We start from the raw sequence: 26,696 nt of genomic DNA, 5'->3' as shown, positions 1-26,696 counted from the left end.
GTCAGGTCTCCTTTTCGAAGGGGTCGGCCAGCGCCGAAACAACACCGCCAACCAGCTGATAGGACAGCAGGTCGCGAATGTTGTGCGGGTCCCGGACCAGAGGGTAACACCTGCCGGGCAACGCCTTCAAATCGGCGGCGGCACGCTGTTGGATGGCGATTGCCTCTTCCAGCGGAATGAAATCAAAGCGTATCTCGGCACCCGTGGGCGCCTGCGCCACGCGGGGCAGGTCGGCTGGGATCACGGTCCCGATGCGGGGATAACCGCCCGTGGTCTGGCATTCGCACATCAACACGAAGGGCGCGCCGTCGCCGGTGATCTGGATGTCGCCGATGGTGATGACCTCCGAGAGGATACTCAGCTGGTCGGTGGCAAAAAAGCCTTCGCCGGGCGGTTCCATCCGCACCCCGCGCCGGTTTGCCCTGGGGTCGCGGGCAAAGGCAGTGGCGGTAAAGCGTGCGATGGTTTCGTCGTCAAACCGGTCGGTCTGTACGCTGGTCACGACGCGAAGGCATCCGCCATCGAACCGGTCGTCGCGGGGCAGGGCAACACCCGTCCCGCTGCCGGTGTCGGCGCCGACGGGCAGGGTATCCCCAGCCTCCAAGGCGCCGCCCAGCCCTGCGCCGAAATGCGTGGAGCGCGCGCCCATCTGAAGCGGCAGGTCGATGCCGCCACCGATGTGCAGGTAGCCATAGGTGCCTGACGTGGCCCCGCCGATCACCAGTCGGGCCCCGGCGGGCATCGGGTGGCTCGCGTTCCATGTCAGCGGCGTACCGTCCAGCGTCGCCTTCATCGGCGCACCGGTCAGGGCGATGCGCAGGTTTGTATCGGCGGTGAACGTGCCGCCCGCGCCCACCATCTCGATCGCGGCCAGTGTCGGTTCCTGCCCCAGCAGTATCGCGCCCTCGTGCAGGGCCAGTGGGTCTGCCGCGCCGCCCCGTGTCATGCCGCTGGCGCGGTAGCCCGGCCTGCCAAAGTCCTGCACGCTCATCTGCGGGCCTGCCTGATGGATTGTCAGAGTGCCACTCATGACAACAGCTCCGTCTCCGCACCGCCGTCACCGGAGGAATCCTTCATCCTGATCCGTTTCAGTTCTTCGGGTGTGATCGCGGGAAAGCAAAGCTCGTCACCGGGCGACAGCGCAATGGGTTGATCGCTTTCAGGACGGAAGTTGCGAAACGCGGTCTGCCCGATGTGCCGCCACCCGGTGGGGGAGGGATTGGTAAAGACAATCAACTGCCGGATCGCGACGACAAGTGCGCCTGCCGGGACTTCCTTTGTCAGGCTCTGCTGGCGCGGGATGTTCCAGGTGTCCGGCAGCATGCCGGAAAAAGGCTGGCCGGGGGCGAAACCCAGTGTCAGGACGCGCACGCGAGACCCGGAAATCTCGCGGATTGCGGTGTCTGGATCGACACCGGCAGCCTTGGCAGCTTCCTCAAGCTGCGGCCCCAGGTCGGTGCCGTAGACCGTGGGGATGCGCCACAGCCTGCGCCCGGCTGGCAAGTCCGCCGCATACCAGTCGCGGCTGGTCAAAAGGTCGTTCAAGCGCGCGATGATGTCCTCCGGAGAAACCAACGCAAGATCCACACTCAGGAAGGTTGAGACCAGCGAAGTGCTGGTTTCGCTCACATGCTCCCAGCCCTGCGCCTCTACCTCGGCTCTCAGGGCAAGCGCGGCGCGATTGGCGGGTTCCGACATCTCACCGGCGAAGGTGATCAGAATGCCGGAAAGGCCGACGGTGCGAATCTTGGGCCAGTCACTCATCCTGCAGGGCCCATCGGTAGAGCTGCGGTAGCAGCATGGGGGTCAGATACATTGGCAATTGCCAGCACCCGATAAAGATCATCAGGGGGGCAAGCACCTCGGGTGGGAGGGCGACGAGAAAGATCGCGATATTGCGGTTGCCCGCGCCCAGTGCAAGAGGCCCCGCCAGATGGCGCAGCGCAGTCCGCCGCAGGCTTCCCAGCGTCGCCAGCTGCAACAGATAGCTTACGGCAAAGGCCAGTAGGGCCCAGTTCAGCACGGCCCACGGATTGTCGCGCAAAGCGGGGTTGAGCGCGGCCATCAGCCCGACAACGATAAATGAAAAGGCCAGGACCGACGCGCCGTCCAGTGCCTGTGTCTGCCGCGCAGTGGGGTGCGGAAAAAGCCAGGCGCGCAGGGCAAAGCCCGTCCCGGTCGCGACCACAATGACCGCCAAGAGCCGCAGCGCCGAGTAGATGACAAGCTGCGGCTCGCCCGCTTGCGGCAGGACGGCGAGCACCGGCAGTACCGTCAGGGGGAAAGCGGCGGTGCCCAGCACCAGTATTTGCATCATCCGGCCCGCGTCGAGCCCCAGAAGCAGCGCCAGATTCACGCTGCCTGTGATCGCCGGAGCGGCCGCGGTCAGCACGATGGCCAGCGCGGCAGGTGTGTCCTGCAGTCCGAAAAGCGTCAGCAGGCCGATCGCCGCCAGCGGCAGAACCATCTGCAGAATTGCGACCGCTACCAGGCCCCAGCGCAGGTCCCCGACCGCGCCCATCGCCGCCCGATGCCCGATCCGCAACGCGGTGATCGTCAGGAGCGCAGCAACCATCTGGGGCAACCACGGCACCAGCGCGGCGGCCAGGCCGGGCAGCAGAAGACCCGAGGCCAGCCCGGCGATCAGGCATATCCGGGCATGGGTCGAGGCCCCGGCAAGGACAGGGATCAGCATGCATCGGCTCTATGTCGGTCCGCTGCGCAGGTTGTCCGGCAGCCAGGTGGCGAGTTCGGGAAACCAGATCAGGATAAAGACCATCAGCACCATGATGGCGAACATCGGCAGCGCCGCCTTGGTGATATAGCCCATTTCGTGGTCGGTCATGCCCTGCAACACGAACAGGTTGAACCCTATGGGTGGCGTGATCTGTGCCATTTCGACAACGACGACCACGAAGATGCCGAACCAGATCAGGTCGATTCCCGCGCCGCGCACCATCGGCTCCACCACCGCCATGGTCAGCACCACGGAGGAAATGCCGTCAAGAAACATGCCCAGGACAATATAGAAGACCAGCAGGGCCATGAGCAGCTGAAAGCGCGTCAGCTCCATCGCCGCGATCCCGTCGGCCAGCGCACGCGGCAGGCCGGTAAAGCCCATGGATAGCTTGAGAAAGGCTGCGCCTGCGAGGATAAGCGCGATCATGGCGGAGGTCCGCATGGCGCCCATCAGGCTTTCGCGGAAGCTGTGCCAGTTCAGCGAACCCTGAAACAGCGCCAGCACCAGCGCGCCGATGACACCGATCGCCGCGGCTTCCGTCGCGGTGGCAAAGCCCAGATACATCGACCCGATCACGACCGTAATCAGGGCAAAGACCGGCAGAAGGAAGCGGGAATTGCGCAGCTTTTCCCCGATGTTCATCCCGGTTTCCTGCTTTGGGTTCCAGTCCTTTGATGTCAGCGAAACGGCGGCGGCGTAGCCCATGAACATCAGGGCGAGGATCAGGCCAGGCAGGACGCCTGCGAAGAACAGCTTGGTGATGCTCTCATTCACCGTCACGCCGTAAACGATCAGCGCGAGCGAAGGCGGGATCATCAGCCCGAGCGTTGCCGCACCGGCCAGCGTGCCGATGATCATCTTTTCAGGGTAGTTGCGGCTGCGCAGTTCCGGGATCGACATCTTGCCGACGGTGGTGAGCGTCGCCGCGGACGAACCCGACACGGCGGCGAAAACGGTGCAGCCGACGATGTTGGTATGGACCAGCCCGCCGGGCAGCCGCGCGAGCCAGGGGGCGAGGCCCTTGAACATATCTTCGGAAAGGCGCGTTCGGTACAGGATTTCGCCCATCCAGATGAACAGGGGCAGCGCCGTCAGTGTCCAGGAACTGGACGAGGCCCAGATTGTGGTGATCATCGTGTCACCCACCGGGCGGGTGGTGAACAGCTCCATCCCGACCCAGGCAACGCCCATCAGGGCCAGCCCGACCCAGACACCGGTGCCCAGGAGGAAGAACAGGACGAAAAGAAAGAGCGCGATGGCATAGACTTCGGTCATTGGTTCATTCTCCGAAGCTTTGGTCGACGATATCGCGGGTCATGCGGTGACGTCCCCGGAAGATGACGTGCAGCAGATTGTCGGTGAGCGCGATGGCGAGAATGACACCGCCGACCACCATGACCGACTGCGGAATCCACAGCAAGGTCGCGTCCTGATCCTGGCTGACTTCCTTGAATTTCCATGACCAGTAAACGAACCAGTAGGCGTAGTAGGTGAAGTACCACGCGATGGCGGCGCCCAGGGCAAAGCACCAGATTTCGAGAAGCCGTTTCGGCCGGTCGGAGAGGGCGTTCAGCAGGATCGACACGCGGATATGAGCCCCCCGGTTCAGCGCATTGGCGAAGGCGAGAAAGCTTGCGCCCGCCATGGCATACCCGGCATAGCTGGCCGCCCCGGGAAAGACCGCACCGGACCACCGGGCGACCATCTGGGCCACGATCAGCAGCAGAATCGCCACAAGGCAGACCGCCGCCAAAGCGCCGGCCGAGACGTAAAGCGTATCAAGGGATTTGCGCAGCGCCGCCATCCGAACCGTCCTTTCTGAAAGGTTGCAGCGGCCCGCGTTCCGGGCCGCTCCTGATGGGATGATCAGTCCGCGGACTTGTAGCTGTCGACCAGCGCCTGACCTTGCTCGCCTGCGGCTTCCAGCCATTCGGTCGTCATCGTCTCGCCGATCTCGCGCAGGCCGGACATCAGTTCGTCGCTGGCGGGCTGGACGATCATGCCGCCCTCTTCGAGGCCGTCATAGGTGAACTGGGTATAGTCCTTGGACATCTGGAGGCCGCGCGTCTCGGCGTCCGAGGCGCACAGATTGATCGCTTCCTTGTTCGCGTCGGAGACACCTTCCCAGACGCCTGCGTTCACCATCACGTAATTGCGCGGCAGCCAGGCGTCGACCTCGTAAAAGTGCGTGAGGCTTTCCCAGACCTTCTGGTCATAGCCCGTAGCGCCGGACGAAATCATCGATTCAGCCACGCCGGTCGCAAAGGCCTGGCTGACCTCCGCCGCTTCGATGGTGACGGGCGACATGCCGGTCAGTTCGGCAAGCCGCGCGGTGGTGTTGTTGTAGGACCGGAATTTCACCCCTTCCATGTCCTCGACGCTGTTGACCTCTTTCTTGAAGTAGAGGCCCTGCGGCGGCCACGGCACATTGTAGAGCAGGTGCAGACCCTGCTCTTCCAGCAGCGCCTCGATCTCTGGCTGGGCGGCCTGCCAAAGCTTGTCGCTGTCCTCGAACGAAGGCGCGAGGAACGGAACGCTGTCGAAGCCGAACAGCGCGTTTTCGTTCTGGTGGCCGGACAGCAGGCGCTCGCCTATCTGGACCTGTCCGGTCTGGATGGCCCGTTTGATGTCGGCACCGGCAAAGAGCGACCCGCCCGGATGGACCGTGATCTCGATCTCGCCATTGGTGGCGTCGGTCACGCAGTTGGCGAACTCGACACCGTTCTCGGTATGGAAGTTGGACGCCGAATAGGCCATGGGCATGTCCCAGGTTTCGGCGGCAAAGCCGGGCAGCACACTGCCAAGCGTCAGGGCGGCAGTTGCCGCGGTTGTCATCAGGGTCTGGGTCAGTTTCATGGTATTCTCCCGGTTGGTAATGAATTGCGCTATTGGAAGCGTTGAGGGTGATAGGGGGCGAGGTCGGTATTGACCGGTTGCCCGGAGATCAATCCGGCGACCAGTCGGCCCGTTTTTGGTCCGCCAGTCAACCCGATGTGATGATGCCCGAAGGCGGTGAAGACCCTGCTTTGGCCGATTTCGCCAATCAGCGGCAGGCTGTCGCTGGGGGCGGGTCGATGCCCCAGCCATTCGATTTCATTGCTGGATTTCAGGCCGGGGAAAGCACGTTTCGCGTGGCGGCGCAGCAGTTCGAGCGGGGCGCGCGACGGTCCGGCCTCAAGCCCGCCAAATTCCAGGATACCGGCGCAGCGCAGGCCCTGCTCCATCGGGGTCGCGACGAATTTGCCGCTGGCGATCATCGTGGGCTGACGGGGGCCGCCTGTCGCGCCTTCGAACACCACGTGATAGCCGCGTTCACTTTCCAGCGGCACCTTCAGGCCCAGCTTGGCCATCATGGGTTTCGACCAGACCCCTGTGGCGAGGACGACAGAGTCGCAGGGAATGCTGCCCGCGTCGGTCAGCACCGTGGCGATACGACCATCCGTCAGTTCGAAATCCCTGACCTCGGTCTGAACCAGCTTGCCACCCTGGTCGGTATAGGCCTTGGCCAGTGCCTGGACATAGCCGCCGGGACTTCGGATGAAGCCGTGATCCTTCATCACGGCAAGACAGGTGATATCCGGCCCCAAAGCGGGGTCATAGTCCTGCACCGCCGGCCCTTCAATCAACTCGGGAGCGAAACCGGCCTCTCTGCGCAGCTCCCAGGCGTATGCATCCGCCTTGAATGCGGCGGTATCCGCATAGGCGAAGCAATAGTCGCTGTCAGTCACCCAGTCGCCCAGGCCCAGCTCGTTGCAGAGGTTCTTGTGCTGTTCGACGCTGTCGCCAACGATCGGGATCAGCCCCTTGGCAATTCTCCGGGTGTCGGTGTCGTTGGCGTTTGCCATATACCGGCGCAGCCATGGCAACAGGCGGGGTACATACGGCCAGCGCAGAAACAGTGGAAAATTGCGGTCGAGTACCATTTTCGGCGCCTTGCGCATCAGGCCGGGGCCGGTAACTGGCACCATCGAACACGCCGCCAACACACCTGCGTTGCCATGCGAGGTGCCGGTGCCGGGCAGCCCGCGGTCGATCACCGTCACCTCCAGCCCCGTCCGGCGCAGCCAGATGGCGGTCGAGATGCCCACGATCCCCGCGCCGATCACGACGACATGGCGATTCATCTGGCGGACTTTCGCATCATGAGGTGTCTTGCCCTTGATTCCTTTCAGTCATCATTGCACGAATTTGCAAAACATCAACAAAATGTTTGCAAATTGTCAGTGTCTGGGCGCGGCAGAGGTCCGTCTGCCTATCCGACAGGCGCGATCACGCAAAGCCGATCCGCGATCTGGCGTGGGGGGCGGTATCACTTGGAACTCCGGTGGTCAGCGCAGCTTGCCGGGCTATGCGGTCCGTAAATTGAGAAAAACTGACACCTTTCTGGTCCGCTCCGTTGTCGTTCGGATCGAATGGATAGTCTGCCGCCTGTGCTATGGCGACCTTGCTTTGCAACTTGACCGGTTGAGAGCCGCAGCCGCCGACCTTTCAGAGATAGTTCTGCGCTGAAGGCCGAAGCCAGCCGTCCTCGAACGCGACGCGGCTCACGCCCGCAAGGCGGCACAGCTTGTCCAGTTCCGCCTCGAAGGCGCGCTGCCGCCCGCTGCCCCAGCGTGTCTTGCCTTCGGGCCAGAGTGCGCGAACCCGGAGGACGTCGTCATTGCGAAACGCTTTCATGTCGACCCGTCCGACAATCCTGTCCCCTTCGAGAAGGGGGAAGACGTAGTAGCCAAACGTGCGGTTCGCTTCGGGCACGAAGACCTCGATCCGGTAATTGAATCCGAACAGCCTTTCCGCACGGGTTCGGTCGCGCAGGGCGGGGTCGAAAGGGCTGAGAACGCGCAACCGCCCGGTCGGGGGCTTGCCGATAGCCGGGTCTTCCACAAGTCCGGGCCGCGCATAGGCAAGCCGGACGGACCCGTCGGTGTCGGTGATCCCAACCTGTTCCAGCGTACCGGCCGCCATGCCTTCGGCACACCAGTCCCGCGCCTCTGCTGGCGTGACGTGATCCCAGAACGCGGCGATCTCACCGTGGGTGGCAAAGCCAAGCCGGGCCAGCGCCTGATCGCAGCACCAGTCGATGATGGCCGCTGTATCGGGCAGTGCTTGCGGTTCGCGCAGTTGGCGGTCGATCACCCGATCGGTCAGGTCATACCGTTTCTTGAACCCGTCGCGCCCCACGACACAGAGCGCGCCGGACCGCCAAAGATATTCCAACGCCGTTTTTGACGGGTGCCAGTCCCACCAGCCGCCGGAACCGCGCGCCTCGTCCTTGCCAACGTCCGAAGAACTCAGCGGCCCCTCCGCCGCGATCTGGTCCAGCACCTTTTGAACCCGCTTCTCAAAGCCTTCCCGTCGTCCTTCCCGCCAGCGGGCGCGCAGCCTTTCCGCATCGCGCTGGCGTCTCAGTTCCCAAAAGGGGTAAAACGCCATCGGTATGACCGCCGCGTCATGGGTCCAGTGTTCGAACAGCGCCTTGTCACGTTCATAGAGGTTTCTCAGCGCCTTCGGCCTGTAACGCTGCCTGCGCGAGAACAGGATCAGGTCGTGGGCGCGCGCCACGGTGTTGATGCTGTCCAGCTGAACAAAGCCCAGATCATGGATCAGGTCATGCAATGCCATGCCCTTTGCCTCACCCACCGGGGGGTCGGACAGGGCATGGCGGTCCAGAAAAATCCGCCGCGCCTGACCGTTGTCCAGGGTCAGCATCCTCAGCGGCGGTGGCGGCGCAGCGTATCCCCGAACGACAGCTTCGGTGTCATAGTGACCTGCGTGGGCACATCCGGATCGGGTGTTTCCGAGGTGTAGTTCAGGACGATCCGTGCGGCGGTCTGCCCAATCTCGATCCGGCAGGCGTCCATGGTGGCGAGCTGTCGGGGCAGGCCTTGCAGCAGTTCGACCCCGTTGAAACCGGCAAGCCCGATCTGTCCGGGGACGTCAATCTTCTGGTCGATTAAATATAGAAGGCCACCGGCGCCGATCATGTCGTTGGAATAGTAGAGGAAATCGAGATCCGGCGACCGTTCAAGCATGTCCTGGGTCATTTCGCGGCCCTTGGCCAGCGCGGACCCGCCGGAGTAGAAGGCGCGATCTTCGATTTCTACTCCTGCTTTAGCCAGTGCTTCGGTAAATCCTTCGAAACGTTTGCGGGCGCGGTGGTCCAAGGGCATCTTCGTGCCCATGAAGCCGATGTGTTCGTATCCTTCCTTCAGGATCGCATTGGCCATTTCCCGGCCTGCCCTGCGGTGCGAAATGCCCACCATCGCGTCCACCGGTCTGCCATCGGTATCCATGATCTCGACCACCGGTATGCCCGCGTTGCGCAGCATCGCACGGGTCGGATCGGAATGTTCCAGCCCCGCGATGATCACGCCGGAGGGACGCCACGAGAGCATTTCGTAGAGCACACGTTCTTCTTTTTCCGGCAGATAGTCCGTAACCCCGACCACGGGTTGCAGCGGCGTGTCCTCCAGCACCTGGTTGATGCCATTCAACACCTCCGGAAACACCATGTTTGAAAGCGAAGGGATAATGACCGCGACAAGGTTCACGCGTTGCGAAGCCAGCGACCCGGCGATCTGATTAGGCACGTATCCCAGCTCCTTTGCGGCGGCCCGTACTTTGTTGCGCGTGGCTTCCGAAACATCGCCCCGGTTGCGCAGCACCCTGCTTACGGTCATCTCCGAGACCCCGCAGGCTTCGGATACATCGCGCAGCGTCAGCGGCCGTTTGGAAGTTGTGGTCAAGTGAGCGGTCCTGATGAGGCGTGTCCCGCGATGCTATCGCAGTTGGCGGCTGGGGCGCAAGGTTTCCGCGCCCTATTCGTCCCCGGCGGTTTCCGGCTCGGGTTCCGCTTGCGGCTCGGTCTCCCGAGGCTCGATCGGAGCGAACTCACCCACCGATATGTCCAGCAGCACCCAACGCGCTTTTTCCCTGACCAGAACCATGTCAAAGCTGATGTGCCTGGGCTGAAGGGGAAAGTACCCCATCAGGCGCATTTGAGTATTCCCAGCGGTGGCCTGCGCCTGCAGGATCGTCGGCGGAGTGACCATGATCGGCAACATATCAAGACCCGCCTCGCGCACAGGTGCAAACAGCCCGGCAAGGCGTGTAGGATCGTTCGCCTCGGAAAAATCCGAGGCGGCATAGTCCCGAAGCACGGTGTAGTTGCCGGTCCAGTTGCCGTGGTTGACCGCCGTCAGGATGTCACGGATAAGAGCGGTGGCGAAGCTGCGGTCTATCTGATCCTGCTGCTGCGCCTGCCCCGGCAGGGCCAGGCCGAGCGATAAAATTAGCGCCGCGAACAATATCCGCGGCGCTGTTTTCTTGAGAACGCTTACCATGCGTAAGTCACGCCGACCCGGGCACCAACCTGATCTTGGCTGAAGCCATAGGTGACCCCCGCGTCGAACTGGGTGTTCGCATTGATACGGTACCCCATCGAGATGGCCAGGGCCTGCGACCCCTCGAAGGTGGCAATGCCTCCTGACATCGCAAACTGTTTGTCTGCGGGGACATAGGGTGTGTCCAATGCCATGGCCATGGCGATGCCTTCCTTGTTCGACGCAATGGCTGCGGTGTTCCGAGCGATCGCGGCCGAGTTGGCGCTTACCGCCGTGCCCAGCGAAAGTACCTGAGACAGATCCGAACTGGAGGTGCCCAGGTTGCCGTTTGCGTCCGCCGTCACAATCCGTACGGGACCGGACTGCGCCGCATTGCTGGCGTCGGACGACACGCCCGCAAGGGTGTAGGTGTTGTTCCCGTTGCCAATTGCGACCTGGTTGTTGCGCGTTGCCGAAGCACCATTCCCGATGGCGACGGAATTGTCGCCGCTCGCGTTGGCCAGATTGCCGAAGGACAGCGACTGCGCGCCCGATGCCACCGCTGCCTCACCAACGGCGGTGGACCGGATGCCAGTCGCTTGGGCCAGATGCCCGAAAGCCTGTGCGCGTTCCGCTGTCGCCATGGATTGCCAGCCAACTGCCGTCGCGCCGGGGCCGTTTGTCACGCTCTCCCCGCCGATCGACGTTGTGGAAGGCCCGGTCGCCATCGCGGAGTCCCCGACTGCCAGTGCGTCGACGCCGTTTGCGATGGATTCGTTGCCGATGGCAGTGGCGTTGTCGGATTGCGCGTCAGCGTTTTCGCCGACGGCAAGGCTGCGAACACCCTGCGCGGTGGCGAGGTGGCCGAAGGCCTGCGCCCGTTCTGCTGTGGCGGCGGATTGCCAGCCGATCGCGGTAGAGCCGGGGCCGTTTGTCACGCTTTCCCCGCCGACCGACGTTGTGGAAGGCCCGGTTGCCATTGCGGAGTCCCCGACCGCCAGTGCGTCGACGCCGTTTGCGATGGATTCGTTGCCGATGGCAGTGGCGTTGTCGGATTGCGCGTCAGCGTTTTCGCCGACGGCAAGGCTGCGGACGCCCTGCGCGGTGGCGAGGTGGCCGAAGGCCTGCGCCCGTTCTGCCGTGGCGGCGGATTGCCAGCCGATCGCGGTAGAGCCGGGGCCGTTTGTCACGCTTTCCCCGCCGATCGACGTTGTGGAAGGCCCGGTTGCCATTGCGGAGTCCCCGACCGCCAGTGCGTCGACGCCGTTTGCGATGGATTCGTTGCCGATGGCAGTGGCGTTGTCGGATTGCGCGTCAGCGTTTTCGCCGACGGCAAGGCTGCGAACACCCTGCGCGGTGGCGAGGTGGCCGAAGGCCTGCGCCCGTTCTGCCGTGGCGGCGGATTGCCAGCCGATCGCGGTAGAGCCGGGGCCGTTTGTCACGCTTTCCCCGCCGATCGACGTTGTGGAAGGCCCGGTTGCCATTGCGGAGTCCCCGACCGCCAGTGCATCGACGCCGTTTGCGATGGATTCGTTGCCGATGGCAGTGGCGTTGTCGGATTGCGCGTCAGCGTTTTCGCCGACGGCAAGGCTGCGAACACCCTGCGCGGTGGCGAGGTGGCCGAAGGCCTGCGCCCGTTCTGCCGTGGCGGCGGATTGCCAGCCGATCGCGGTAGAGCCGGGGCCGTTTGTCACGCTTTCCCCGCCGATCGACGTTGTGGAAGGCCCGGTTGCCATTGCGGAGTCCCCGACCGCCAGTGCATCGACGCCGTTTGCGATGGATTCATTGCCGATGGCAGTGGCGTTGTCGGATTGCGCGTCAGCGTTTTCGCCGACGGCAAGGCTGCGAACACCCTGCGCGGTGGCGAGGTGGCCGAAGGCCTGCGCCCGTTCTGCCGTGGCGGCGGATTGCCAGCCGATCGCGGTAGAGCCGGGGCCGTTTGTCACGCTTTCCCCGCCGATCGACGTTGTGGAAGGCCCGGTTGCCATTGCGGAGTCCCCGACCGCCAGTGCGTCGACGCCGTTTGCGATGGATTCGTTGCCGATGGCAGTGGCGTTGTCGGATTGCGCGTCAGCGTTTTCGCCGACGGCAAGGCTGCGAACACCCTGCGCGGTTGCGAGGTGGCCGAGGGCCTGCGCCCGTTCTGCCGTGGCTTCAGCGCGCCACCCAATGGCCGAGGCGCCAGGTCCTTCCGCAATGGACTGTCCGCCGATGGCGGTGGTCGATGGGCCGGTGGCACGGGTGGCCTGACCAGCGGCACCGTCACGGTTGCCACCGATGGCGATGGCATCTCCGCCGTCGGCACTGGCAGTGTTGCCAATCGCGATCCCGTTAGTGGCGCCCGCGCTGGTACTTGCCGCGCCAACGGCGACCGAATTGTCACCGGAGGCGTCGGAGCCCGCGCCGCATTCTGTCGAGGACGCGCCGGCCCCAGGGTTGCAGGGCGCGTCGCCATCGGCCGACACGACGCCGGCCGCGGAAATCAGAAGGGCCGCAGTTGAGCTGATCCGTAAACCGGACGATATCCTGAACTTCATTACCATTTTCTCCCGTTGAACAAATAAATGACGCAATAATTGATGGACGTCCGAGGAGATACGTGGAGCGATTGGAAGTAGTTTCAAGAATTTGTGTAATGGATGAAGGAACCTCCGCCGGTGGCCACAAGCCTTTGGTCTTGGCAACCGAGATGGGGCGGGCTACACCGCGTGGTACGGCCATTTGGTCTTGCGGTCCCGTGGCTCAACTGGATAGAGCAGCCCCCTCCTAAGGGGCAGGTTGCAGGTTCGAATCCTGCCGGGATCGCCAGATTTCCAGAACAATCGCCACGCATCCGTCCCGCATGTTCCACCGCCCCTTCATTGGGTCAGGCGAAGCTGTCTGATCTGATAGGCGATCGCCTCAAACACATCCGCGATGTTGTCGCCGTCCGCGCTGAAGAAATGCGAAGGCGACGAGGCGCAGTCGCGCATTTGTTGTTCCGGAACGCCGGGCGCTTCGAAGGCGATGGTGTAGATCACGATGGGGCGGGGGCTCCTGCTTTTGGCGAGGTCGCATTGCTGAAAGAAGCTGCCGACGTTGGTACCGGCCGAGCTGATGATTTCGGTCTCGACCTGTCGACCCCGCTGCAATTCGCGCACCGGGTTCTCCGGATCCATCATGTCGATCGGGCGCACCTGCTCGGTAATCTGGCCATCTGTCATCAGGATGATGTATTTCTGCGTTGTCGGATCGTCGTAGGAGGCGGGGCGGCCAACGAATTCCGCCGGGGCCAGCCCCGCGTTGGCCAGCGCGACGACTTCGTCCTGCGAGGACGGATCCAGCATCGAAACCGCCCATTTCATCGCGTAATGCGTTCCGGTGCCGTCGTGCATGCGCATCGTATCGATCAGGGCCTTCAGGCCGGTGCGATCGTTGCTGAGGTACTGAATGGCAGTCTGGTCCTGTGGGCACCACCCCCAATCCATCACGTTGCCCGCAATGGTCCAGTTCATGAAATGCGGCGTCTGCGGATAGAGAATCCCGGACGGCAATGCCGCCGACCCGAAACCGTCGGTGCCGATGTCGAGGCAGGAGGAAACGTTGGGATAAACGTAGCGGATGTTCGGATCGGACCCGCTGCCGCCCTCGGCATCGGCGGGCAGTTGGCCGTGGCTCAGGTCCTCGGGAATGCCGCCGTCCGCCTCGTCAAGCGGTGTCGCGGGATAACGCGCGCCGTTCAGGCGGTCAAACATGAAGGGTCCCGGGTTGGTCTGGCCCGCGTAGGGGACCAGCGTGACCGAAGTCTTCTGCCGGTTGGCATCGTCCAGCACGATGTCGAGAAACTCTGCCGCCGCCGGGCGCAGGTCGTTCATGCGATTGGAGAACCGCATCGACCCGGAGATATCGAGCACCAAAGAGATTTCGACGTTGGGCACGCGGTCTTCGGCGGTGGCACGTGCCGGTACGTTCAGCGTTTCGACGCCAAGATAATCCATGAACTGTGTCGCCATGGTGGTGGAGGCTCCGACAGTGACGGTGCGAAAGCTCAGCCCCTCGCTGACCTCGACGTCAGAGACGTAGTCGCGGATCCCCGATTTGGTAAGGTAGTCGCTGACCACGTCTTCGGGGGCCAGCCGCTGGTTCAGCGCGGCGGCGGCCAGCACGGCGCGGTCTGCCGCGGCCTGCAGACGGCTGCGGTCCATCTCGTGGCGCATCATGTCCACGGAGATGCCGCCGACCATGAGCATGATTATGACCATGAAGCAGGCGAAAATCGTGATGGCACCCTCTTCGCGCCTGGCGAAACGCCGTAGGCGGGGTGTGGCTGCGGTCAGGATGGCCGGCTTTGGCTGCGGTCCCATTGTCGTCTACCTCTCAAATGTGCCCCCATTTGATCAGCGCCGCTCCAGATTGCGGCCATTGTATGGTCAATATTCTGCCGCAATCGCTGGCAACGGGAAGGGTCGGTTTTCAGAAAATCCGCCAAACTCTCCACATCCCGGCCTCAATGGGAAACGCGAGGGGGCACTGGGCCGCAGCCGGGAACAATGCCACAATTCCTTTCGGCGCAGCTGCCGGGACATCAGACGGAAACAGGTCGTTCCCGCAGGTGGGCGCGCGGGTGATTCTCTGACCTGACGACGACCCACCAGAGGGCTGATCAGCAGCATGTTCCGTGTCAGACAACATTCCGGGGAAGGGACAAGGCTGGTCAGATGGCCGCTTTTGTCATTGGTCGGGCTGAGAGGATTCGAACCTCCGACCCCCTGCTCCCGAAGCAGGTGCGCTACCAGGCTGCGCTACAGCCCGACCGATGGCCGCGACATAGCTTGTTGTCGCTTCCTTGGCAATTGTTCTCTTGCACGCAATGCAGACTTGCGGACAAGAAGGCTGATGCGTGGCATGGCGCCCATTTCGGGTCTGCGGCTGAGGGTGTTCAGCACCGGGCGGTGTTTCGATGTATCGCCACCCGCTTCGCGCAGGACGATGTAGGCTCCGCTTGCAATGATGATGCCAGCGCCGACGAAGGTCAGAGTGTCCGAGGTTTCGCCGAAGAACAGCCAGCCAAAGAGCGTGGCCCAGATGATCTGGCTGTATTGCATTGGCGCGACGATGGCCGCGTCGGCCAGAGTATAGGCGCGGATCATCAGGCTCATCGCGACGATGGCAAGAAAGGCGATCAGCAGGACCATGCCGAGGTCTGCGAGGGGCATGGGGACATAGACAAAGGGGAGAATGCACAGCATCACGGCAAAATTCGCCAGCAGCGGGTAGAGCAACAGGACCTCGCGCCGCTCGGAACCGCCGATCTTGCGCATCACAACCCCCGCGAGGGCACTGCCGAAGGCGGCGCCGAGCGCGGCAAGATGCCCCAGACCCAGGTCGGCGGAACCGGGGCGCAGGACCACGATCACCCCGGCGAGACCGACCAGCACCGCCATCCAGCGATGCAGGCGCACAACCTCGCCCAGCAGCGGAACGGACAGCACCGTGATGATCAAAGGCGCGGCAAAGAGGATCGCGTAGGTCTCTGCCAGGGGAAGGACGGTGAACGCGTAAAAGGCGCAGAAGCCGCCGATCACGACTGCCGCAGTACGCACGGCGGCCCAGAACGGATCGCGCGGGCGCAGGTTTTCGGCCTTGGTATCGCGGACCAGCATCAGGGTGACGATGGGAAAGCTCAGCAGGACGACGAAAAAGACGATCTGAAACGGCGAATACGTCCCGCCGAGCGATTTGATTGCAGCGTCATGTGTGGCATAGACCGCAAAGGCCAGAAGCCCGGTTAGCACGCCCTGGAGCGTGGTGCGGCTGGCCCGGTTCATGTCCTGATCTGTCATAGGTGCATCTGTCATAAAGCCGAGCTAGGCCCGCTGCACTGCAGCGTAAAGGGTTGGGGGACCGTTTTCTGGGCTTGTGCAGGGTATTTGTTCACTCTGCACAAGCTCTGTTCAAGATGTCTACCCGGCGGGGTCAGAGGCTGGCGTCGAGCGCGGCCAGAATCGCATCGCCCATGTCCTTGGTCGAGATCGGTGTGCCGCCTTCGGGTCCCATAAGATCGGCGGTGCGGGCACCGTCCGCCAGGACCTTCTCAACCGCTTTTTCCAGGCGGGCCGCCTCCTCTCCCTGATCGAAGGAATAGCGCAGCGCCATGGCGAAGCTCAGGATGCAGGCAATCGGGTTCGCCTTGCCCTGGCCCGCGATGTCGGGGGCGGAGCCATGCACGGGTTCATACAGCGCCTTTGGCCGTCCGTCTGCATTCGGCGCGCCGAGACTGGCAGAGGGCAGCATGCCAAGGCTGCCGGTCAGCATCGCGGCGCAATCGGACAGGATGTCGCCAAAGAGATTGTCGGTGACAATCACATCGAACTGCTTGGGTGCGCGCACCAGCTGCATCGCGCCGTTGTCGGCGTACATGTGGCTCAGTTCGACATCCGGATAATCCGCGTCCCGCACACGCTGAACGACCTCGCGCCACAGCACGCCGGATTCCATCACGTTTGCCTTTTCCATCGAGCAGACCTTGTTGCCGCGACGGCGGGCCAGTTCGAAAGCGGACCGGGCCACACGATCAATCTCGGATTCGGTGTACCGCTGGGTATTGATGCCAACGCGTTCGTTGCCTTCCTCAATGATGCCGCGCGGCTCGCCGAAGTATACTCCAGAGGTCAGTTCACGAACGATCATGATGTCGAGCCCGGCGACCACGTCCTTTTTCAGGGAAGAGAAATCTGCCAAGGCGTCGAAACACTGGGCCGGGCGCAGGTTCGAATAGAGATCCATTTCCTTGCGCAGGCGCAGCAGGCCGCGCTCGGGCTTCAGGCTGAAGTCCAGTTCGTCGTATTTCGGGCCGCCCACGGCGCCCAGAAGAACGGCATCGGCCGCCAGGGCCTTGGCCATCGTGTCGTCGTGCAGCGGCGTTCCGTGCTTGTCATATGCCGCGCCGCCGACCAGGTCGTGCTCGACGTCAAAGACCAGGTCGCGCTTGGCGCCGTACCAGTCGATGACGCGGCTGACCTGCTCCATGACTTCCGGTCCGATGCCGTCACCGGCAAGGATTAACAAGGTGGGGTTTGCCATGGGATGCTCCTGAAATAACCTGTCTGAGGCGGCGTAGCCCGACCGGCGCGGCGGGTCAAGTTGGCCTGCTCGGCGTCTCGCTTTTCACCGTGCCAGGTCGACCCAGACGAGCCGATGACGGCTTGCCGCGGGGGCGGGGGCGGTCATTCCGGCGTCCCGGACGGTCCAGTCGGATGAGGGCAAGACATAGTCCACCCTCATGGGGCCGGTCTGTGGCCAGTTCACGGTCGCCAGATCGGGTTGGGGATCTTGCAGGCGAGGGTCTGCCAAGAGCCGCTGCATCGCGATCCCGCGGCCATCGCCCAGGACGGGATCGAGGTTCGCGTCACCGATCAATGTAAATTTTTCCGCGGGCGGCCGGCCGAAATGCCCGTCGAGGTAGTGGAGCCAGAACAGTGTTTCATCGTGGTTACGCCGGCCGTTGCGGTCCTCCGGCCCGTCAAAGACCGGCGGGCTGGCGTGATAGGTCATCAGGTGGATGGTGCCGACATCGGGATGCATGATCGGTACCACCCAATGGCCGTGGGTGGACAGGCGCTGGATGGCATGTGCTTCGGCGCTTGGAAAAGGATCATCCGGCGTGCCGGGCATCATCGCGCCCGGCAGATCCCGCCACAGAAGATCGGTGAAATCCTGCACGTCATCTTGTCCGACAGGGTAGCGGGACAGGATCGCCGGGGCGCCCTGGCCGAAGAAGCGACCGTAACCCTGTGCATCGCCGGGTCCGCCCGTCTTGCCGTCGCCATCCAGGTCCTCCATCGTCATCCGTCCCGCATTCGGCGGCGCGGCAAAGCGGTGCGGATAGGAGAGGCCTTGCTCGGTCAGCGCCTCGGCCAGTGCCGCCAGGGCACGTCCTTCCAGATCGTAGTCGATACCTTGAAGGTAAACGATGTCGGCTCGCACCGAGAGCAGGACGTCGAGAACGGCCAGCACCTGCGGGTCTTTGCCGCCCGCGATGTCGCGCAGGAGCAGGCCAGGCCCGTCTCGGGAGAGTTCGGTGTTATAGGTGGCGATCCTGACGGTCTCTGCCCGCGCGGCACCGGTCACGCCCAAAAGAACCAGAAGCAGCGATATCAGGCAGGCTGAAACGGCGTTTCGGCATCCGCGTAGGCGCGGCGGCGCTTGTCCTGGATCATGTCGGCGACCTTGCCCATCGCGAGACCGCGCATGATCATGCTTGCTGGCAGAAAGGCCCATGCGCTGAGTGTCCAGATCAGGGTTTGCGGGTTTTGCAATGTGATCGGGTCTATCAGGTCGGCTGCCGCCTTGACCAGTGCGGGGATGATGAACGGCAGAAGGAACCCCAGCGCGATATTCACCCGCGCATCGCGTTGCAGGCGGTAAATGACGTCGCCGCCCACGGTGGGGTCGAACAGGGGCAGGTTGATCCAGACGTTGAAGATGCCTTGCCGCGCAGGCCAGTTCATCAACCGCACAAGGATCAGGAATGCGGTCATCGCCACCAATGAAATCAGATACGCCAGACCGGCCGACGTTCGGACGGATGCGACAAGCTGGGGGCTGGCCGTTTCGGGCAGCATCAGCACGACCAGCCGCACGGGCGAATACGGAAAATCGACCGCATTACCGATGATGGTGCCGACAGAGGTCAGAGCACCGGTCAGCAGCGTCGGTTCGGCGGTGCCCCGAAGGATCAAGCTTAGCAAAAGGACTGTCGCGAAGAGAGCGACAAAGCGAAGCCGATTGAAGGGCGGCGCGTCGCGAAATTCCACGATGCTGGGAAAATTGGAGTTGTATTCGACGAAGGTCAGGAAAGCGGCCAGGAGAGCCATAAGGACGGAAATCTGCGTGGAGTCTGCTGCCACGTCCGGAAGGACGAGGGCCGGCAGCAATGCCAGCAGGGCCACAAAGAGGCCACGCGCCGCGGCGCCTGTCATCCGTCCGATCACGACTTTTCCCTTCCAAACTGGCCAGCCGCGGTACATTGCCGCGTACTTGTCCCAACTTGCTGCCCCCGGGGTTTGGGGACCTGCCTCATTCTCGCCCAAATTGTGCCTTCTTTCGTCTCATTCCTCAAGGCTGTAGGTAATGAGAACTTATTCCTTTGGGCTTTTTGAGGGAAAGGGTGGTGCGTTCTTGCATCTATTTTTCGGCAGAATAATGGCGGAGAGCACATCTTGTGGGTGCGTCCGGCGCGCCCACAAGGAGTTCGAAGAGCATTTCAAGGATCTTGCGGCGCCTAGACCCAGGGGCGGCTCTGCGAAGCCGCTTTTTCAAAGCTGTCGATTGACGCGGCTTTCTCCAATGTAAGGCCGATGTCATCGAGACCATTCATAAGACAGTGCTTTCGGAACGAGTCGATCTCAAAGGAGATGATTTCGCCATCGGAGGTGGTCACCGTCTGTGCCTCAAGGTCGATGGTCATGCGCGCGTTGGCGCCCTTTTCCGCGTCTTTCATCAGCACGTCGACCGTTTCCTGCGGCAATGAAATCGGCAGAATCCCGTTCTTGAAACAGTTGTTGTAGAAGATATCGGCGAAGGACGGCGCGATGACGCAGCGGATACCGAAGTCCTTGATCGCCCAGGGGGCGTGTTCGCGGCTGGAGCCGCAGCCGAAGTTGTCACCGGCAACCAGAATTTCCGCCTCGCGGTATTGCGGCTTGTTAAGGACAAAGTCGGGTATCTCGTTGCCATTGTCGTCATAGCGCATTTCATCAAAGAGATTCACGCCGAGGCCCGAGCGTTTGATCGTCTTCAGGAACTGCTTGGGGATGATCATGTCGGTGTCGATGTTGATCATGGGCATCGGTGCGGCGATGCCGGTGAGGGTGTCAAACTTGTCCATGTGGATGAACTCCTAATGTGGACCACCGGGATGGGGTGGCTGATTGGGGAAACGCACCGCCCGATGGCGATGCCAAAGAAAAAGGGCCGGTCACGACTGGCGATTGCGGAGCATCAGGCCGATGGCGGCAGAGCCGACGCCGTCCATCACAAGCTGGATTCCCAGCAGCAGACCAAGCACCTGCGTGGCCAGCGACTGGAAATCGGAAAAGATCACAACTCCGACCAGCAGGGAGGCGGCGCCGGACAGCAGCAGCGGGACGAAAGCAGATGTGCCCCGGCCCGCGCGGCTGGCCCAGATGATGCGGGCAATGCCGGAAATCACAAAGCCGACGCCGACCACGATCGCAAGTGACACGGTGCCCTCCAGCGGATTGGCCAGCAGCCAGACGCCAACGACAAGTGTGATCAGGGCGATGACCCAGTTCAGTGCACCGTCAAAGCCAGTGCCGTTCTTGAACAGCAGCCACAGTTGCAGAACCCCTCCCAGCAGGAAGAAGACGCCGACCAGTGTGGTGACTGCGATCGAAGCGGCGAGCGGGTTCGCGATGGCGAGGATACCGCCAATGACCAGCAGCACGCCCAAAAGTACAAGTGTAAGCCAGGTTTTCATGACGACTCCTATGTTCGGACGCGGGATGCTGCCGACCGGTGCGCGGTCGGCCCCCGGATCACATCATCGTTCTGACATCTGTCAGCTTGCCGGTGATCGCAGCCGCGGCGGCCATCGCGGGGCTCATCAGGTGTGTGCGCCCGCCCCGCCCCTGGCGGCCTTCGAAGTTGCGGTTCGAAGTGGCCGCGCAGCGTTCGCCCGGTGACAGCTGGTCAGGGTTCATCGCCAGGCACATGGAACAGCCCGCGAGCCGCCATTCGAAACCCGCCTCCTTGAAGATATCGGCAAGGCCTTCTTCTTCGGCCTGGGCGCGGACAAGTCCGGAACCGGGCACGATCATGGCGCGCATGCCTTCCTTGATCTTCTTGCCTTTCAGGATCTCAGCCGCGGCGCGCAGATCCTCGATCCGTCCGTTGGTGCAGGAGCCGATGAAGACCGTGTCGATTTCGACTTCCGACAGCGGCTTGCCCGATGTCAAACCCATGTAGTCGAGCGCGCGTTTTGCCGCGCCGACCTTACCGCCGGTAAAGTCCTCGGGCGCGGGGATGTTGGCGGTGATGGGCAGCACGTCCTCGGGCGAGGTGCCCCAGGTGACGACCGGCGCAATGTCTTCGCCCTTCAGCGTGATGACCTTGTCCCAATGGGCGTCATCGTCGGAATAGAGCGTCTTCCACCACTCCATTGCGGCTTCCCACTGGGCGCCTTTCGGTGCGTGGGGGCGGCCCTTGCAGTATTCAAAGGTCTTCTCGTCGGGCGCGATCAGCCCGGCGCGGGCGCCGCCCTCGATCGCCATGTTGCAGACGGTCATCCGACCTTCCATGGACAGATCCCTGATCGCCTCGCCGCAGTATTCGATCACATAGCCGGTGCCGCCTGCGGTTCCGGTCGCACCGATCACACTGAGGGTGATGTCCTTGGCCGTGACGCCCGGTGCCAGCTTGCCGGTGATCTCGACCTTCATGTTCTTGGATTTCTTTTGGATCAGCGTCTGGGTGGCAAGTACATGCTCGACCTCCGACGTGCCGATGCCGTGGGCCAGCGCACCAAAGGCCCCGTGCGTGGCGGTGTGGCTGTCACCGCAGACAACGGTCATGCCGGGCAGGGTCCAGCCCTGTTCCGGGCCGATGATGTGGACGATCCCCTGGCGGATATCGTTCACGGGATAATAATTCAGCCCGAATTCCCGGGCGTTGCGATCCAGCGCCTCGACCTGAATGCGCGATTCCTCGTTTTCGATCTGTGCGTCCCGATCGCCCGTGGTGGGTACGTTGTGGTCGGGAACGGCAATGGTCTTTTCCGGTGCGCGGACCTTGCGGTCGGTCATCCGCAGGCCTTCGAACGCCTGGGGCGAAGTTACCTCGTGAACAAGGTGGCGGTCGATGTAGAGAAGGCAGGTGCCGTCGTCGGCTTCGTGGGCGACATGGGCATCCCATATTTTGTCATAGAGCGTCTTGGGGGACATGTGTCCTCTCCCGTGATTTTGGTGTGAAACAAGTGGATCGGCGTGGGGGCGCGTATCGCGCGGCCTTATAGTCGGGCAAGCACGGTGTGCGTCGCGCCGAAAAAGCGTTCGCGCAGGCGTGTGCGGTCGGTTTGATCAAAGACCTGTGTCATGTGCACGGGGATAAGGCACTGCGTAGATTCCCGCAAGGTGCCACGTAATGCGCGCCATCGGGCCGGGGCGGTGCGCGCCGACCGAGGGACGCCTGCTGCGTGCCGAGAATCGCGAAGTCGACAACGACGGACTGCCCGCGGCGTCTGATCGTTGCGGGGCATGGGGGAATATGCCAGCATCGAACTGTTCGACAGCGAGGCATCACATGGATCCAACCACAGACCCCTTTGCAGACTTTCTCAGCTCGCTTGAGGGAATCTGGGTAAACGCGGAGGGGTTTCTGTCGGGCGTGGTTCAGCCCGGCTGGCGACAGAACCAGGTCTTGATTGTCATCGCTCTGGCGCTGGTGGCATGGGCGTTGCACCGCATCAGCGACAAGGCGATCCGCAACTGGGTCCGGTCCCGCCAGGGATGGGCCAAATGGCAGCTGCGCATGGTGGTGCAGGTGCGTCGGCGCATGGGCCTGATCTGGTTCTCGTTGATGGCTTATGTCGTCTATGAAGTGATGCAGAACATTACCTGGCCGTCACGATCCTACCTCGTCGGCCTGGCTGCGACACTGGCGATCGTCTGGGTCGGCATCGCCTTCGCGGCCCAGCTCGTGCGCAACCGGCCATTGCGCCGGATCGTGACCTGGTCGCTGTGGATCTACGCGACGCTCTATTTCCTGAACGTTTCCGACGACGTGGCCGCGTTTCTTGACAGGCTGGCCATCGAGATCGGCGATTTCCGCCTGTCTGTCCTGACGCTGATCACGGCACTGGTCGTGATCGGGATTCTGCTGACCGTGGCGCGGCTGGTCAGCCAGGCAACGGCAAGCACCATTCGCAAGAACGAGGAAATCAGCCCCTCCATGCAGGTGCTGGCGGTCAAGGGTATCCAGCTCGCCCTTTACGGCTTTGCCTTCTTCATGGGGGTAAAGGCCGTCGGCATCGACCTGACCGGTCTGGCTGTCCTGTCGGGTGCCATCGGTGTCGGTCTTGGTTTCGGTCTGCAGAAAGTCGTGTCGAACCTCGTTTCCGGTGTGATCATCCTGATCGACAAGTCGATCAAGCCCGGCGACGTGATCTCGCTGGGCGAGACCTTCGGCTGGATCCAGACACTGGGTGCGCGCTATGCGTCGGTGGTCACAAGGGACGGTAAGGAATACCTGATCCCGAACGAAGACCTGATCACCGGGCAGGTCGTCAACTGGTCGCACTCCAACGATTTCGTGCGGCTCGACATCTACTTTGGCACGGCCTATTCGGATGATCCGCACAAGGTGCGCAAGCTGGCGATCGAGGCGGCTTCGAACGTGGACCGGGTGCTGAGTTTCAAGGCGCCGGTCTGTCATATCGTGGGGTTTGGCGACAGTTCCGTCGATTACATCCTGCGCTTCTGGATCAGGGACCCTACCGGCGGTCTGACCAACATTCGCGGCAACGTCTATCTGGCGCTTTGGGATGCGTTCAAGGAGAACGATATTTCCATTCCGTTCCCGCAGCGTGAGGTGCTGATGCTGGAGGACAGCAAGCTCGCGCTTTCACGTCACGCGAAAAAGACGGCGGAGGATTGACCAGGATTGGCAGCGGCATCAGGGCGACCTGGCTGCGTCGGCGGGTGGCGGGTTTCGGCCTCATTTTGCATCGAAGGCGCAGGCGGTGCGGAACCATGAGGTGCGGCGGGGGTTGGAAATTTCAGAGGAGAAATTCACATGGCCGACCGCATCATCCTGAAGGATTTGAAACCCGTCACACATGACACCCACCACTATGTCTTTTCGCGACCCGAAGGTCTGTCGTTCAAGCCGGGTCAGGCGGCGGAGCTTGCCATAGACCGGGACGGGTGGCGCGAAGAAGGGCGGCCTTTCACCTTCGTCTCGCAGCCCGAGGACGCCGATATCGAATTCGTGATCAAATCCTATCCCGACCATGACGGCGTGACCGAACAGCTTGCCCAGCTCAAACCCGGGGCCGAGCTGACGCTCGACGGTCCGTTCGGCGCGATCACGGATCACGGCCCCGGCACGTTTATCGCCGCGGGCGCCGGGATCACGCCCTTCATTCCGATTCTGCGCAAACATGATCGCGAGGGCACGATGGACGGCTGTGCGTTGTTCTTCGCCAACAAGACCGAGGCCGACATTATCATGCGCGGTGAATGGGAGGCGATGAAAGGGCTTCGGGCGGAATTCGTTCTATCGGACGAAAAGGTTGATGGAATGCACCACGGCAAGATCGACAAAAGCTTGCTGAAGGAACGTGTCACAGACTTTGATCAGACGTTCTATCTGTGCGGTCCGCAGGAATTTGTCGACGATGTCCGCGACGCGTTGAAGGATCTGGGTGCGAAAGAAAGCAGCATAATCACTGAAGAAGGCTGGTAAGCGCCGGGGGAAACCCGTTGTCATTGAATTGTAGTCGTTGGATTGCTAACTTGGAGACACCCGGCACCGGGGAATACGGTGCACCGAAAAGGAGGGCAATGTCCTGTCAACCCAAGCCAACGCAGCCTTGGCTGCGAAACCTGAGGCACCCGTCATGACGGCGGCTGCTGATACGGCCACCAGCGATGCTGTGCTGGCCACCGTTCTCAACTCCCTCGACGATGACAAAGCCGAAGACATCGTGCAGATTGATCTGCGCGGGAAGACGGCAATCGGCGATCACATGGTGATCTGCTCGGGGCGATCCACGCGGCAGGTGTCGTCGATTGCCGAGAAGCTGGTCCAGCGGATCAAGGACGAATTCGGCCATACGCCGAAGATGGAAGGCAAGGATATCGGGGATTGGGTGCTGATCGACACCGGCGACGTGATCGTGCACGTGTTCCGACCCGAGGTTCGCGAATTCTATCAGCTTGAAAAGATGTGGCTGGCGAGCGGTGAGGCCGCGACCCAGAACTGATCAGGTCGCAGGCCCATGCGTGTGCATATCTGTGCCGTCGGGCGCCTGCGCAACGGTCCCGAAAAGGATCTGGTGGACGACTACCTGACCCGCTTTGACCGGACGGGCCGTGCGCTCGGCCTCGGCCCGGTGCAGGTGGTCGAGGTCGACGCCCGCAAGGGCGGCGGCATGGCGGCAGAGGCAGCCCTGCTGGAAAAAGCTCTGCCGAATGGCGCGGTCGTCTGTGTGTTGGATGAACGCGGCGCCGTCGAAACCTCACCCAAGTTTGCCAAACGCCTGGCCGGCTGGCGCGATGACGGGGCGGGCGATCTCGCCTTTGTCATCGGGGGCGCCGACGGCATTGATCCCGATCTGCAGGGCAAGGCGCGGCATGCCATGTCTTTTGGCAAGATGGTCTGGCCGCATATGCTGGTCCGGGTGATGCTGTCAGAGCAACTGTACCGCGCGGCTTCGATCCTTTCGGGCAGCCCTTATCATCGCGAATGATCGAGCCGCCTGCGTACTATCAGCGCAGCTTGATCCGTTTGACCACGGGCGACCAGCCGTTGACGTTGTCGCGCGCCTGGATGCCGATCTCGGTCACGTCCTCGGGTATTTTCACGCCAGACAGCGACCGGGTGAAGGGCTGTTCGTTCACGTGAGGATGGGCCAGATTGCGAAGCCCCAGTTCCTTGCCCTCTGCGTCCAGAATGCGCCAGCCGTCGGCGTAATCGTCCCAACCGGTGTCCTTGTGTCGGATGGTGACATCGAAATTCCAGCTGTCACCAGCTTTTTTCATGTTGACGTTCTGGACGACCGGCGGGTCGGCAAACGCGGGGGTCGTCGCGAGAGTTACGGCAAGAATGGAACGCTTGAGCATGCGACTCACCTTGGAAAGACTGGAGTGTATATACTTACCACGGCTATTTTTCCAAGAGTATCCCCCGAGAACGGGATGCGAATTCGCGCCGCCAGATCACCAGTAGTGTCACAATTGCACCACAGATCAGCGGCAGCGCACCGCCGAGCCAGGCGACGCTGGCCAGACTGAAGTAGACCGACCGTAACCCACGGTTGAAGCTGCGGGCCGCGAAGATGTTGATTTCGGCCGCTTTGCTGGCCATCACTGCCGCATGGGGGTCGTTCGCGTCGTTCGGCACCGCCGCCATCAGCACCGAACAATACCCAAAGAGCCTGTTCGACCAGATGAATTTGAGAAAGGCATTGGCGAGGAAGAAGACCACCAGCAACAGTTTGATTTCCCAGATAAAGACCGGCTGATGTTCCATTGTCAGATCCTGGGCGACGCTGGCAAGACGCTCGGCGTTGCCGATCAGTGCCAGCGTGCCACCAATGGCGATAACGCAGGTCGACGCCAGAAAAGAGGATCCTTGCCGGAGCGTTCCGATCGTTTGCGCGTCAAAGATGCGGGGATCGCGCTGGACCATCTGGCGCATCCATTCGCGCCGGTAGTCCGCCATCAGGACGGAAACCGAAGGCCGCGATGCCGCCGGATTTTCGATGCGCCAGCCCAGCAGAAGCCAGAGCAGCAGGATGGTGACCACCGCCGCGTAGTCCAGCGGGTCAAACAGGGCGAGGCGGTCAAACCAATTCATGCGATCTTCATAACCAGTGGTTTAGAGTTGCAATAGGGCTAAATTGGTCATATTAC

At 62.4% G+C, this 26,696-nt stretch carries 25 protein-coding genes and 2 tRNA genes; 5 read left to right on the top strand and 22 right to left on the bottom strand.

What is annotated here, in order from left to right:
• Position 1: 1 nt before the first annotated feature.
• The 11 genes from FIU94_RS04190 to FIU94_RS04140 form a co-directional block, all read right to left on the bottom strand.
• Positions 2–1,030 (bottom strand): biotin-dependent carboxyltransferase family protein, encoded by a 1,029-nt coding sequence (locus FIU94_RS04190; RefSeq protein WP_152464580.1) that lies wholly within the window; start codon positions 1,028–1,030, stop codon positions 2–4.
• Positions 1,027–1,764: an allophanate hydrolase subunit 1 gene (locus FIU94_RS04185; RefSeq protein ID WP_152464579.1), complete on the bottom strand. Its 738-nt coding sequence runs from the start codon at positions 1,762–1,764 to the stop codon at positions 1,027–1,029. Before FIU94_RS04185 ends, FIU94_RS04190 begins: the two co-directional genes overlap by 4 nt.
• Positions 1,757–2,695 (bottom strand): hypothetical protein, encoded by a 939-nt coding sequence (locus tag FIU94_RS04180; protein WP_152464578.1) that lies wholly within the window; start codon positions 2,693–2,695, stop codon positions 1,757–1,759. The genes FIU94_RS04185 and FIU94_RS04180 overlap by 8 nt, the downstream gene beginning before the upstream one ends.
• Positions 2,696–2,704: 9 nt before the next feature.
• A complete protein-coding gene (locus FIU94_RS04175) occupies positions 2,705–4,015 on the bottom strand; it encodes a TRAP transporter large permease (protein WP_152464577.1) in 1,311 nt (436 codons plus the stop codon).
• A 4-nt stretch (positions 4,016–4,019) separates the two neighbouring features.
• Positions 4,020–4,544 carry a TRAP transporter small permease gene (locus FIU94_RS04170; RefSeq protein ID WP_152464576.1) on the bottom strand — a complete coding sequence of 175 codons (525 nt, stop codon included), beginning with the start codon at positions 4,542–4,544 and terminating at the stop codon, positions 4,020–4,022.
• Positions 4,545–4,606: 62 nt separating this feature from the next.
• Positions 4,607–5,596: a TRAP transporter substrate-binding protein gene (locus FIU94_RS04165; RefSeq protein ID WP_152464575.1), complete on the bottom strand. Its 990-nt coding sequence runs from the start codon at positions 5,594–5,596 to the stop codon at positions 4,607–4,609.
• 29 nt (positions 5,597–5,625) lie between these two features.
• Complete coding sequence (locus tag FIU94_RS04160) at positions 5,626–6,864, bottom strand: FAD-binding oxidoreductase (RefSeq protein ID WP_152464574.1); 1,239 nt, start codon at positions 6,862–6,864, stop codon at positions 5,626–5,628.
• A 364-nt stretch (positions 6,865–7,228) separates the two neighbouring features.
• Positions 7,229–8,455 (bottom strand): winged helix-turn-helix domain-containing protein, encoded by a 1,227-nt coding sequence (locus FIU94_RS04155; protein ID WP_254702644.1) that lies wholly within the window; start codon positions 8,453–8,455, stop codon positions 7,229–7,231.
• Positions 8,452–9,486 carry a LacI family DNA-binding transcriptional regulator gene (locus FIU94_RS04150; RefSeq protein ID WP_152464572.1) on the bottom strand — a complete coding sequence of 345 codons (1,035 nt, stop codon included), beginning with the start codon at positions 9,484–9,486 and terminating at the stop codon, positions 8,452–8,454. The genes FIU94_RS04155 and FIU94_RS04150 overlap by 4 nt, the downstream gene beginning before the upstream one ends.
• 72 nt (positions 9,487–9,558) lie before the next feature.
• Positions 9,559–10,083 (bottom strand): hypothetical protein, encoded by a 525-nt coding sequence (locus tag FIU94_RS04145; RefSeq protein ID WP_152464571.1) that lies wholly within the window; start codon positions 10,081–10,083, stop codon positions 9,559–9,561.
• Positions 10,077–12,599, bottom strand: a complete 2,523-nt coding sequence (locus tag FIU94_RS04140; RefSeq protein WP_172975842.1) for a YadA-like family protein — start codon at positions 12,597–12,599, stop codon at positions 10,077–10,079. Before FIU94_RS04140 ends, FIU94_RS04145 begins: the two co-directional genes overlap by 7 nt.
• Positions 12,600–12,793: 194 nt before the next feature.
• Here FIU94_RS04140 and FIU94_RS04135 point away from each other — a divergent pair.
• A tRNA-Arg gene (locus tag FIU94_RS04135) sits at positions 12,794–12,870 on the top strand.
• Positions 12,871–12,920: 50 nt separating this feature from the next.
• Here FIU94_RS04135 and FIU94_RS04130 read toward each other — a convergent pair.
• The 9 genes from FIU94_RS04130 to leuC form a co-directional block, all read right to left on the bottom strand.
• Positions 12,921–14,405 (bottom strand): TadE/TadG family type IV pilus assembly protein, encoded by a 1,485-nt coding sequence (locus tag FIU94_RS04130; protein WP_152464569.1) that lies wholly within the window; start codon positions 14,403–14,405, stop codon positions 12,921–12,923.
• Between the two features lie 371 nt (positions 14,406–14,776).
• Positions 14,777–14,853: transfer RNA gene (locus FIU94_RS04125), tRNA-Pro, on the bottom strand.
• Positions 14,844–15,884 (bottom strand): DMT family transporter, encoded by a 1,041-nt coding sequence (locus FIU94_RS04120; protein WP_254702609.1) that lies wholly within the window; start codon positions 15,882–15,884, stop codon positions 14,844–14,846. Before FIU94_RS04120 ends, FIU94_RS04125 begins: the two co-directional genes overlap by 10 nt.
• A gap of 133 nt (positions 15,885–16,017) precedes the next feature.
• The gene (gene leuB / locus FIU94_RS04115) at positions 16,018–17,124 is read right to left on the bottom strand and encodes a 3-isopropylmalate dehydrogenase (protein ID WP_152464568.1); all 1,107 of its coding nucleotides are present in this window, start codon (positions 17,122–17,124) and stop codon (positions 16,018–16,020) included.
• An 84-nt stretch (positions 17,125–17,208) separates the two neighbouring features.
• On the bottom strand, positions 17,209–18,171 hold the full coding sequence (locus FIU94_RS04110; RefSeq protein ID WP_172975814.1) for an endonuclease/exonuclease/phosphatase family protein: 963 nt from the start codon (positions 18,169–18,171) through the stop codon (positions 17,209–17,211).
• Positions 18,172–18,197: 26 nt separating this feature from the next.
• Positions 18,198–19,034: a hypothetical protein gene (locus tag FIU94_RS04105; RefSeq protein ID WP_152464566.1), complete on the bottom strand. Its 837-nt coding sequence runs from the start codon at positions 19,032–19,034 to the stop codon at positions 18,198–18,200.
• 290 nt (positions 19,035–19,324) lie between these two features.
• Complete coding sequence (gene leuD, locus FIU94_RS04100; protein ID WP_152464565.1) at positions 19,325–19,930, bottom strand: 3-isopropylmalate dehydratase small subunit; 606 nt, start codon at positions 19,928–19,930, stop codon at positions 19,325–19,327.
• Between the two features lie 90 nt (positions 19,931–20,020).
• On the bottom strand, positions 20,021–20,542 hold the full coding sequence (locus FIU94_RS04095) for an HdeD family acid-resistance protein (RefSeq protein WP_152464564.1): 522 nt from the start codon (positions 20,540–20,542) through the stop codon (positions 20,021–20,023).
• A gap of 58 nt (positions 20,543–20,600) precedes the next feature.
• Positions 20,601–22,004 (bottom strand): 3-isopropylmalate dehydratase large subunit, encoded by a 1,404-nt coding sequence (gene leuC, locus FIU94_RS04090; protein ID WP_152464563.1) that lies wholly within the window; start codon positions 22,002–22,004, stop codon positions 20,601–20,603.
• Positions 22,005–22,362: 358 nt separating this feature from the next.
• Between leuC and FIU94_RS04085 the strand changes: the two genes are divergently transcribed.
• From FIU94_RS04085 to rlmH, 4 genes are all read left to right on the top strand, one after another.
• A complete protein-coding gene (locus FIU94_RS04085; protein ID WP_152464562.1) occupies positions 22,363–23,715 on the top strand; it encodes a mechanosensitive ion channel family protein in 1,353 nt (450 codons plus the stop codon).
• 138 nt (positions 23,716–23,853) lie between these two features.
• The gene (locus tag FIU94_RS04080) at positions 23,854–24,525 is read left to right on the top strand and encodes an FAD-binding oxidoreductase (RefSeq protein ID WP_152464561.1); all 672 of its coding nucleotides are present in this window, start codon (positions 23,854–23,856) and stop codon (positions 24,523–24,525) included.
• Positions 24,526–24,679: 154 nt separating this feature from the next.
• Positions 24,680–25,045 (top strand): ribosome silencing factor, encoded by a 366-nt coding sequence (rsfS, locus tag FIU94_RS04075; RefSeq protein ID WP_152464560.1) that lies wholly within the window; start codon positions 24,680–24,682, stop codon positions 25,043–25,045.
• A 15-nt stretch (positions 25,046–25,060) separates the two neighbouring features.
• The gene (gene rlmH, locus FIU94_RS04070) at positions 25,061–25,531 is read left to right on the top strand and encodes a 23S rRNA (pseudouridine(1915)-N(3))-methyltransferase RlmH (RefSeq protein ID WP_152464559.1); all 471 of its coding nucleotides are present in this window, start codon (positions 25,061–25,063) and stop codon (positions 25,529–25,531) included.
• Positions 25,532–25,550: 19 nt separating this feature from the next.
• On the opposite strand, the gene FIU94_RS04065 is transcribed toward rlmH, so the two are convergent.
• Together FIU94_RS04065 and FIU94_RS04060 are read right to left on the bottom strand one after the other, a co-directional pair.
• Positions 25,551–25,904, bottom strand: a complete 354-nt coding sequence (locus FIU94_RS04065) for a hypothetical protein (RefSeq protein ID WP_152464558.1) — start codon at positions 25,902–25,904, stop codon at positions 25,551–25,553.
• A 43-nt stretch (positions 25,905–25,947) separates the two neighbouring features.
• Positions 25,948–26,640: a DUF599 domain-containing protein gene (locus FIU94_RS04060; protein ID WP_152464557.1), complete on the bottom strand. Its 693-nt coding sequence runs from the start codon at positions 26,638–26,640 to the stop codon at positions 25,948–25,950.
• Between the last annotated feature and the right edge of the window lie 56 nt (positions 26,641–26,696).

The sequence above is a fragment of the Sulfitobacter sp. THAF37 genome (assembly GCF_009363555.1).
In the GTDB taxonomy this organism is placed as follows: domain Bacteria; phylum Pseudomonadota; class Alphaproteobacteria; order Rhodobacterales; family Rhodobacteraceae; genus Sulfitobacter.
This window is presented reverse-complemented; position numbering and strand designations above follow the sequence as displayed.

Excerpts from the sequence above, each read along its gene's own strand:
- FIU94_RS04190 (WP_152464580.1), bottom strand. The coding sequence starts at position 1,030 with ATGAGTGGCACTCTGACAATCCATCAGGCAGGCCCGCAGATGAGCGTG.
- FIU94_RS04185 (WP_152464579.1), bottom strand. The coding sequence starts at position 1,764 with ATGAGTGACTGGCCCAAGATTCGCACCGTCGGCCTTTCCGGCATTCTG.
- FIU94_RS04180 (WP_152464578.1), bottom strand. The coding sequence starts at position 2,695 with ATGCTGATCCCTGTCCTTGCCGGGGCCTCGACCCATGCCCGGATATGC.
- FIU94_RS04175 (WP_152464577.1), bottom strand. The coding sequence starts at position 4,015 with ATGACCGAAGTCTATGCCATCGCGCTCTTTCTTTTCGTCCTGTTCTTC.
- FIU94_RS04170 (WP_152464576.1), bottom strand. The coding sequence starts at position 4,544 with ATGGCGGCGCTGCGCAAATCCCTTGATACGCTTTACGTCTCGGCCGGC.
- FIU94_RS04165 (WP_152464575.1), bottom strand. The coding sequence starts at position 5,596 with ATGAAACTGACCCAGACCCTGATGACAACCGCGGCAACTGCCGCCCTG.
- FIU94_RS04160 (WP_152464574.1), bottom strand. The coding sequence starts at position 6,864 with ATGAATCGCCATGTCGTCGTGATCGGCGCGGGGATCGTGGGCATCTCG.
- FIU94_RS04145 (WP_152464571.1), bottom strand. The coding sequence starts at position 10,083 with ATGGTAAGCGTTCTCAAGAAAACAGCGCCGCGGATATTGTTCGCGGCG.
- FIU94_RS04140 (WP_172975842.1), bottom strand. The coding sequence starts at position 12,599 with ATGAAGTTCAGGATATCGTCCGGTTTACGGATCAGCTCAACTGCGGCC.
- FIU94_RS04130 (WP_152464569.1), bottom strand. The coding sequence starts at position 14,405 with ATGGGACCGCAGCCAAAGCCGGCCATCCTGACCGCAGCCACACCCCGC.
- FIU94_RS04120 (WP_254702609.1), bottom strand. The coding sequence starts at position 15,884 with ATGACAGATCAGGACATGAACCGGGCCAGCCGCACCACGCTCCAGGGC.
- leuB (WP_152464568.1), bottom strand. The coding sequence starts at position 17,124 with ATGGCAAACCCCACCTTGTTAATCCTTGCCGGTGACGGCATCGGACCG.
- leuD (WP_152464565.1), bottom strand. The coding sequence starts at position 19,930 with ATGGACAAGTTTGACACCCTCACCGGCATCGCCGCACCGATGCCCATG.
- FIU94_RS04095 (WP_152464564.1), bottom strand. The coding sequence starts at position 20,542 with ATGAAAACCTGGCTTACACTTGTACTTTTGGGCGTGCTGCTGGTCATT.
- leuC (WP_152464563.1), bottom strand. The coding sequence starts at position 22,004 with ATGTCCCCCAAGACGCTCTATGACAAAATATGGGATGCCCATGTCGCC.
- FIU94_RS04085 (WP_152464562.1), top strand. The coding sequence starts at position 22,363 with ATGGATCCAACCACAGACCCCTTTGCAGACTTTCTCAGCTCGCTTGAG.
- FIU94_RS04080 (WP_152464561.1), top strand. The coding sequence starts at position 23,854 with ATGGCCGACCGCATCATCCTGAAGGATTTGAAACCCGTCACACATGAC.
- rsfS (WP_152464560.1), top strand. The coding sequence starts at position 24,680 with ATGACGGCGGCTGCTGATACGGCCACCAGCGATGCTGTGCTGGCCACC.
- rlmH (WP_152464559.1), top strand. The coding sequence starts at position 25,061 with ATGCGTGTGCATATCTGTGCCGTCGGGCGCCTGCGCAACGGTCCCGAA.
- FIU94_RS04065 (WP_152464558.1), bottom strand. The coding sequence starts at position 25,904 with ATGCTCAAGCGTTCCATTCTTGCCGTAACTCTCGCGACGACCCCCGCG.
- FIU94_RS04060 (WP_152464557.1), bottom strand. The coding sequence starts at position 26,640 with ATGAATTGGTTTGACCGCCTCGCCCTGTTTGACCCGCTGGACTACGCG.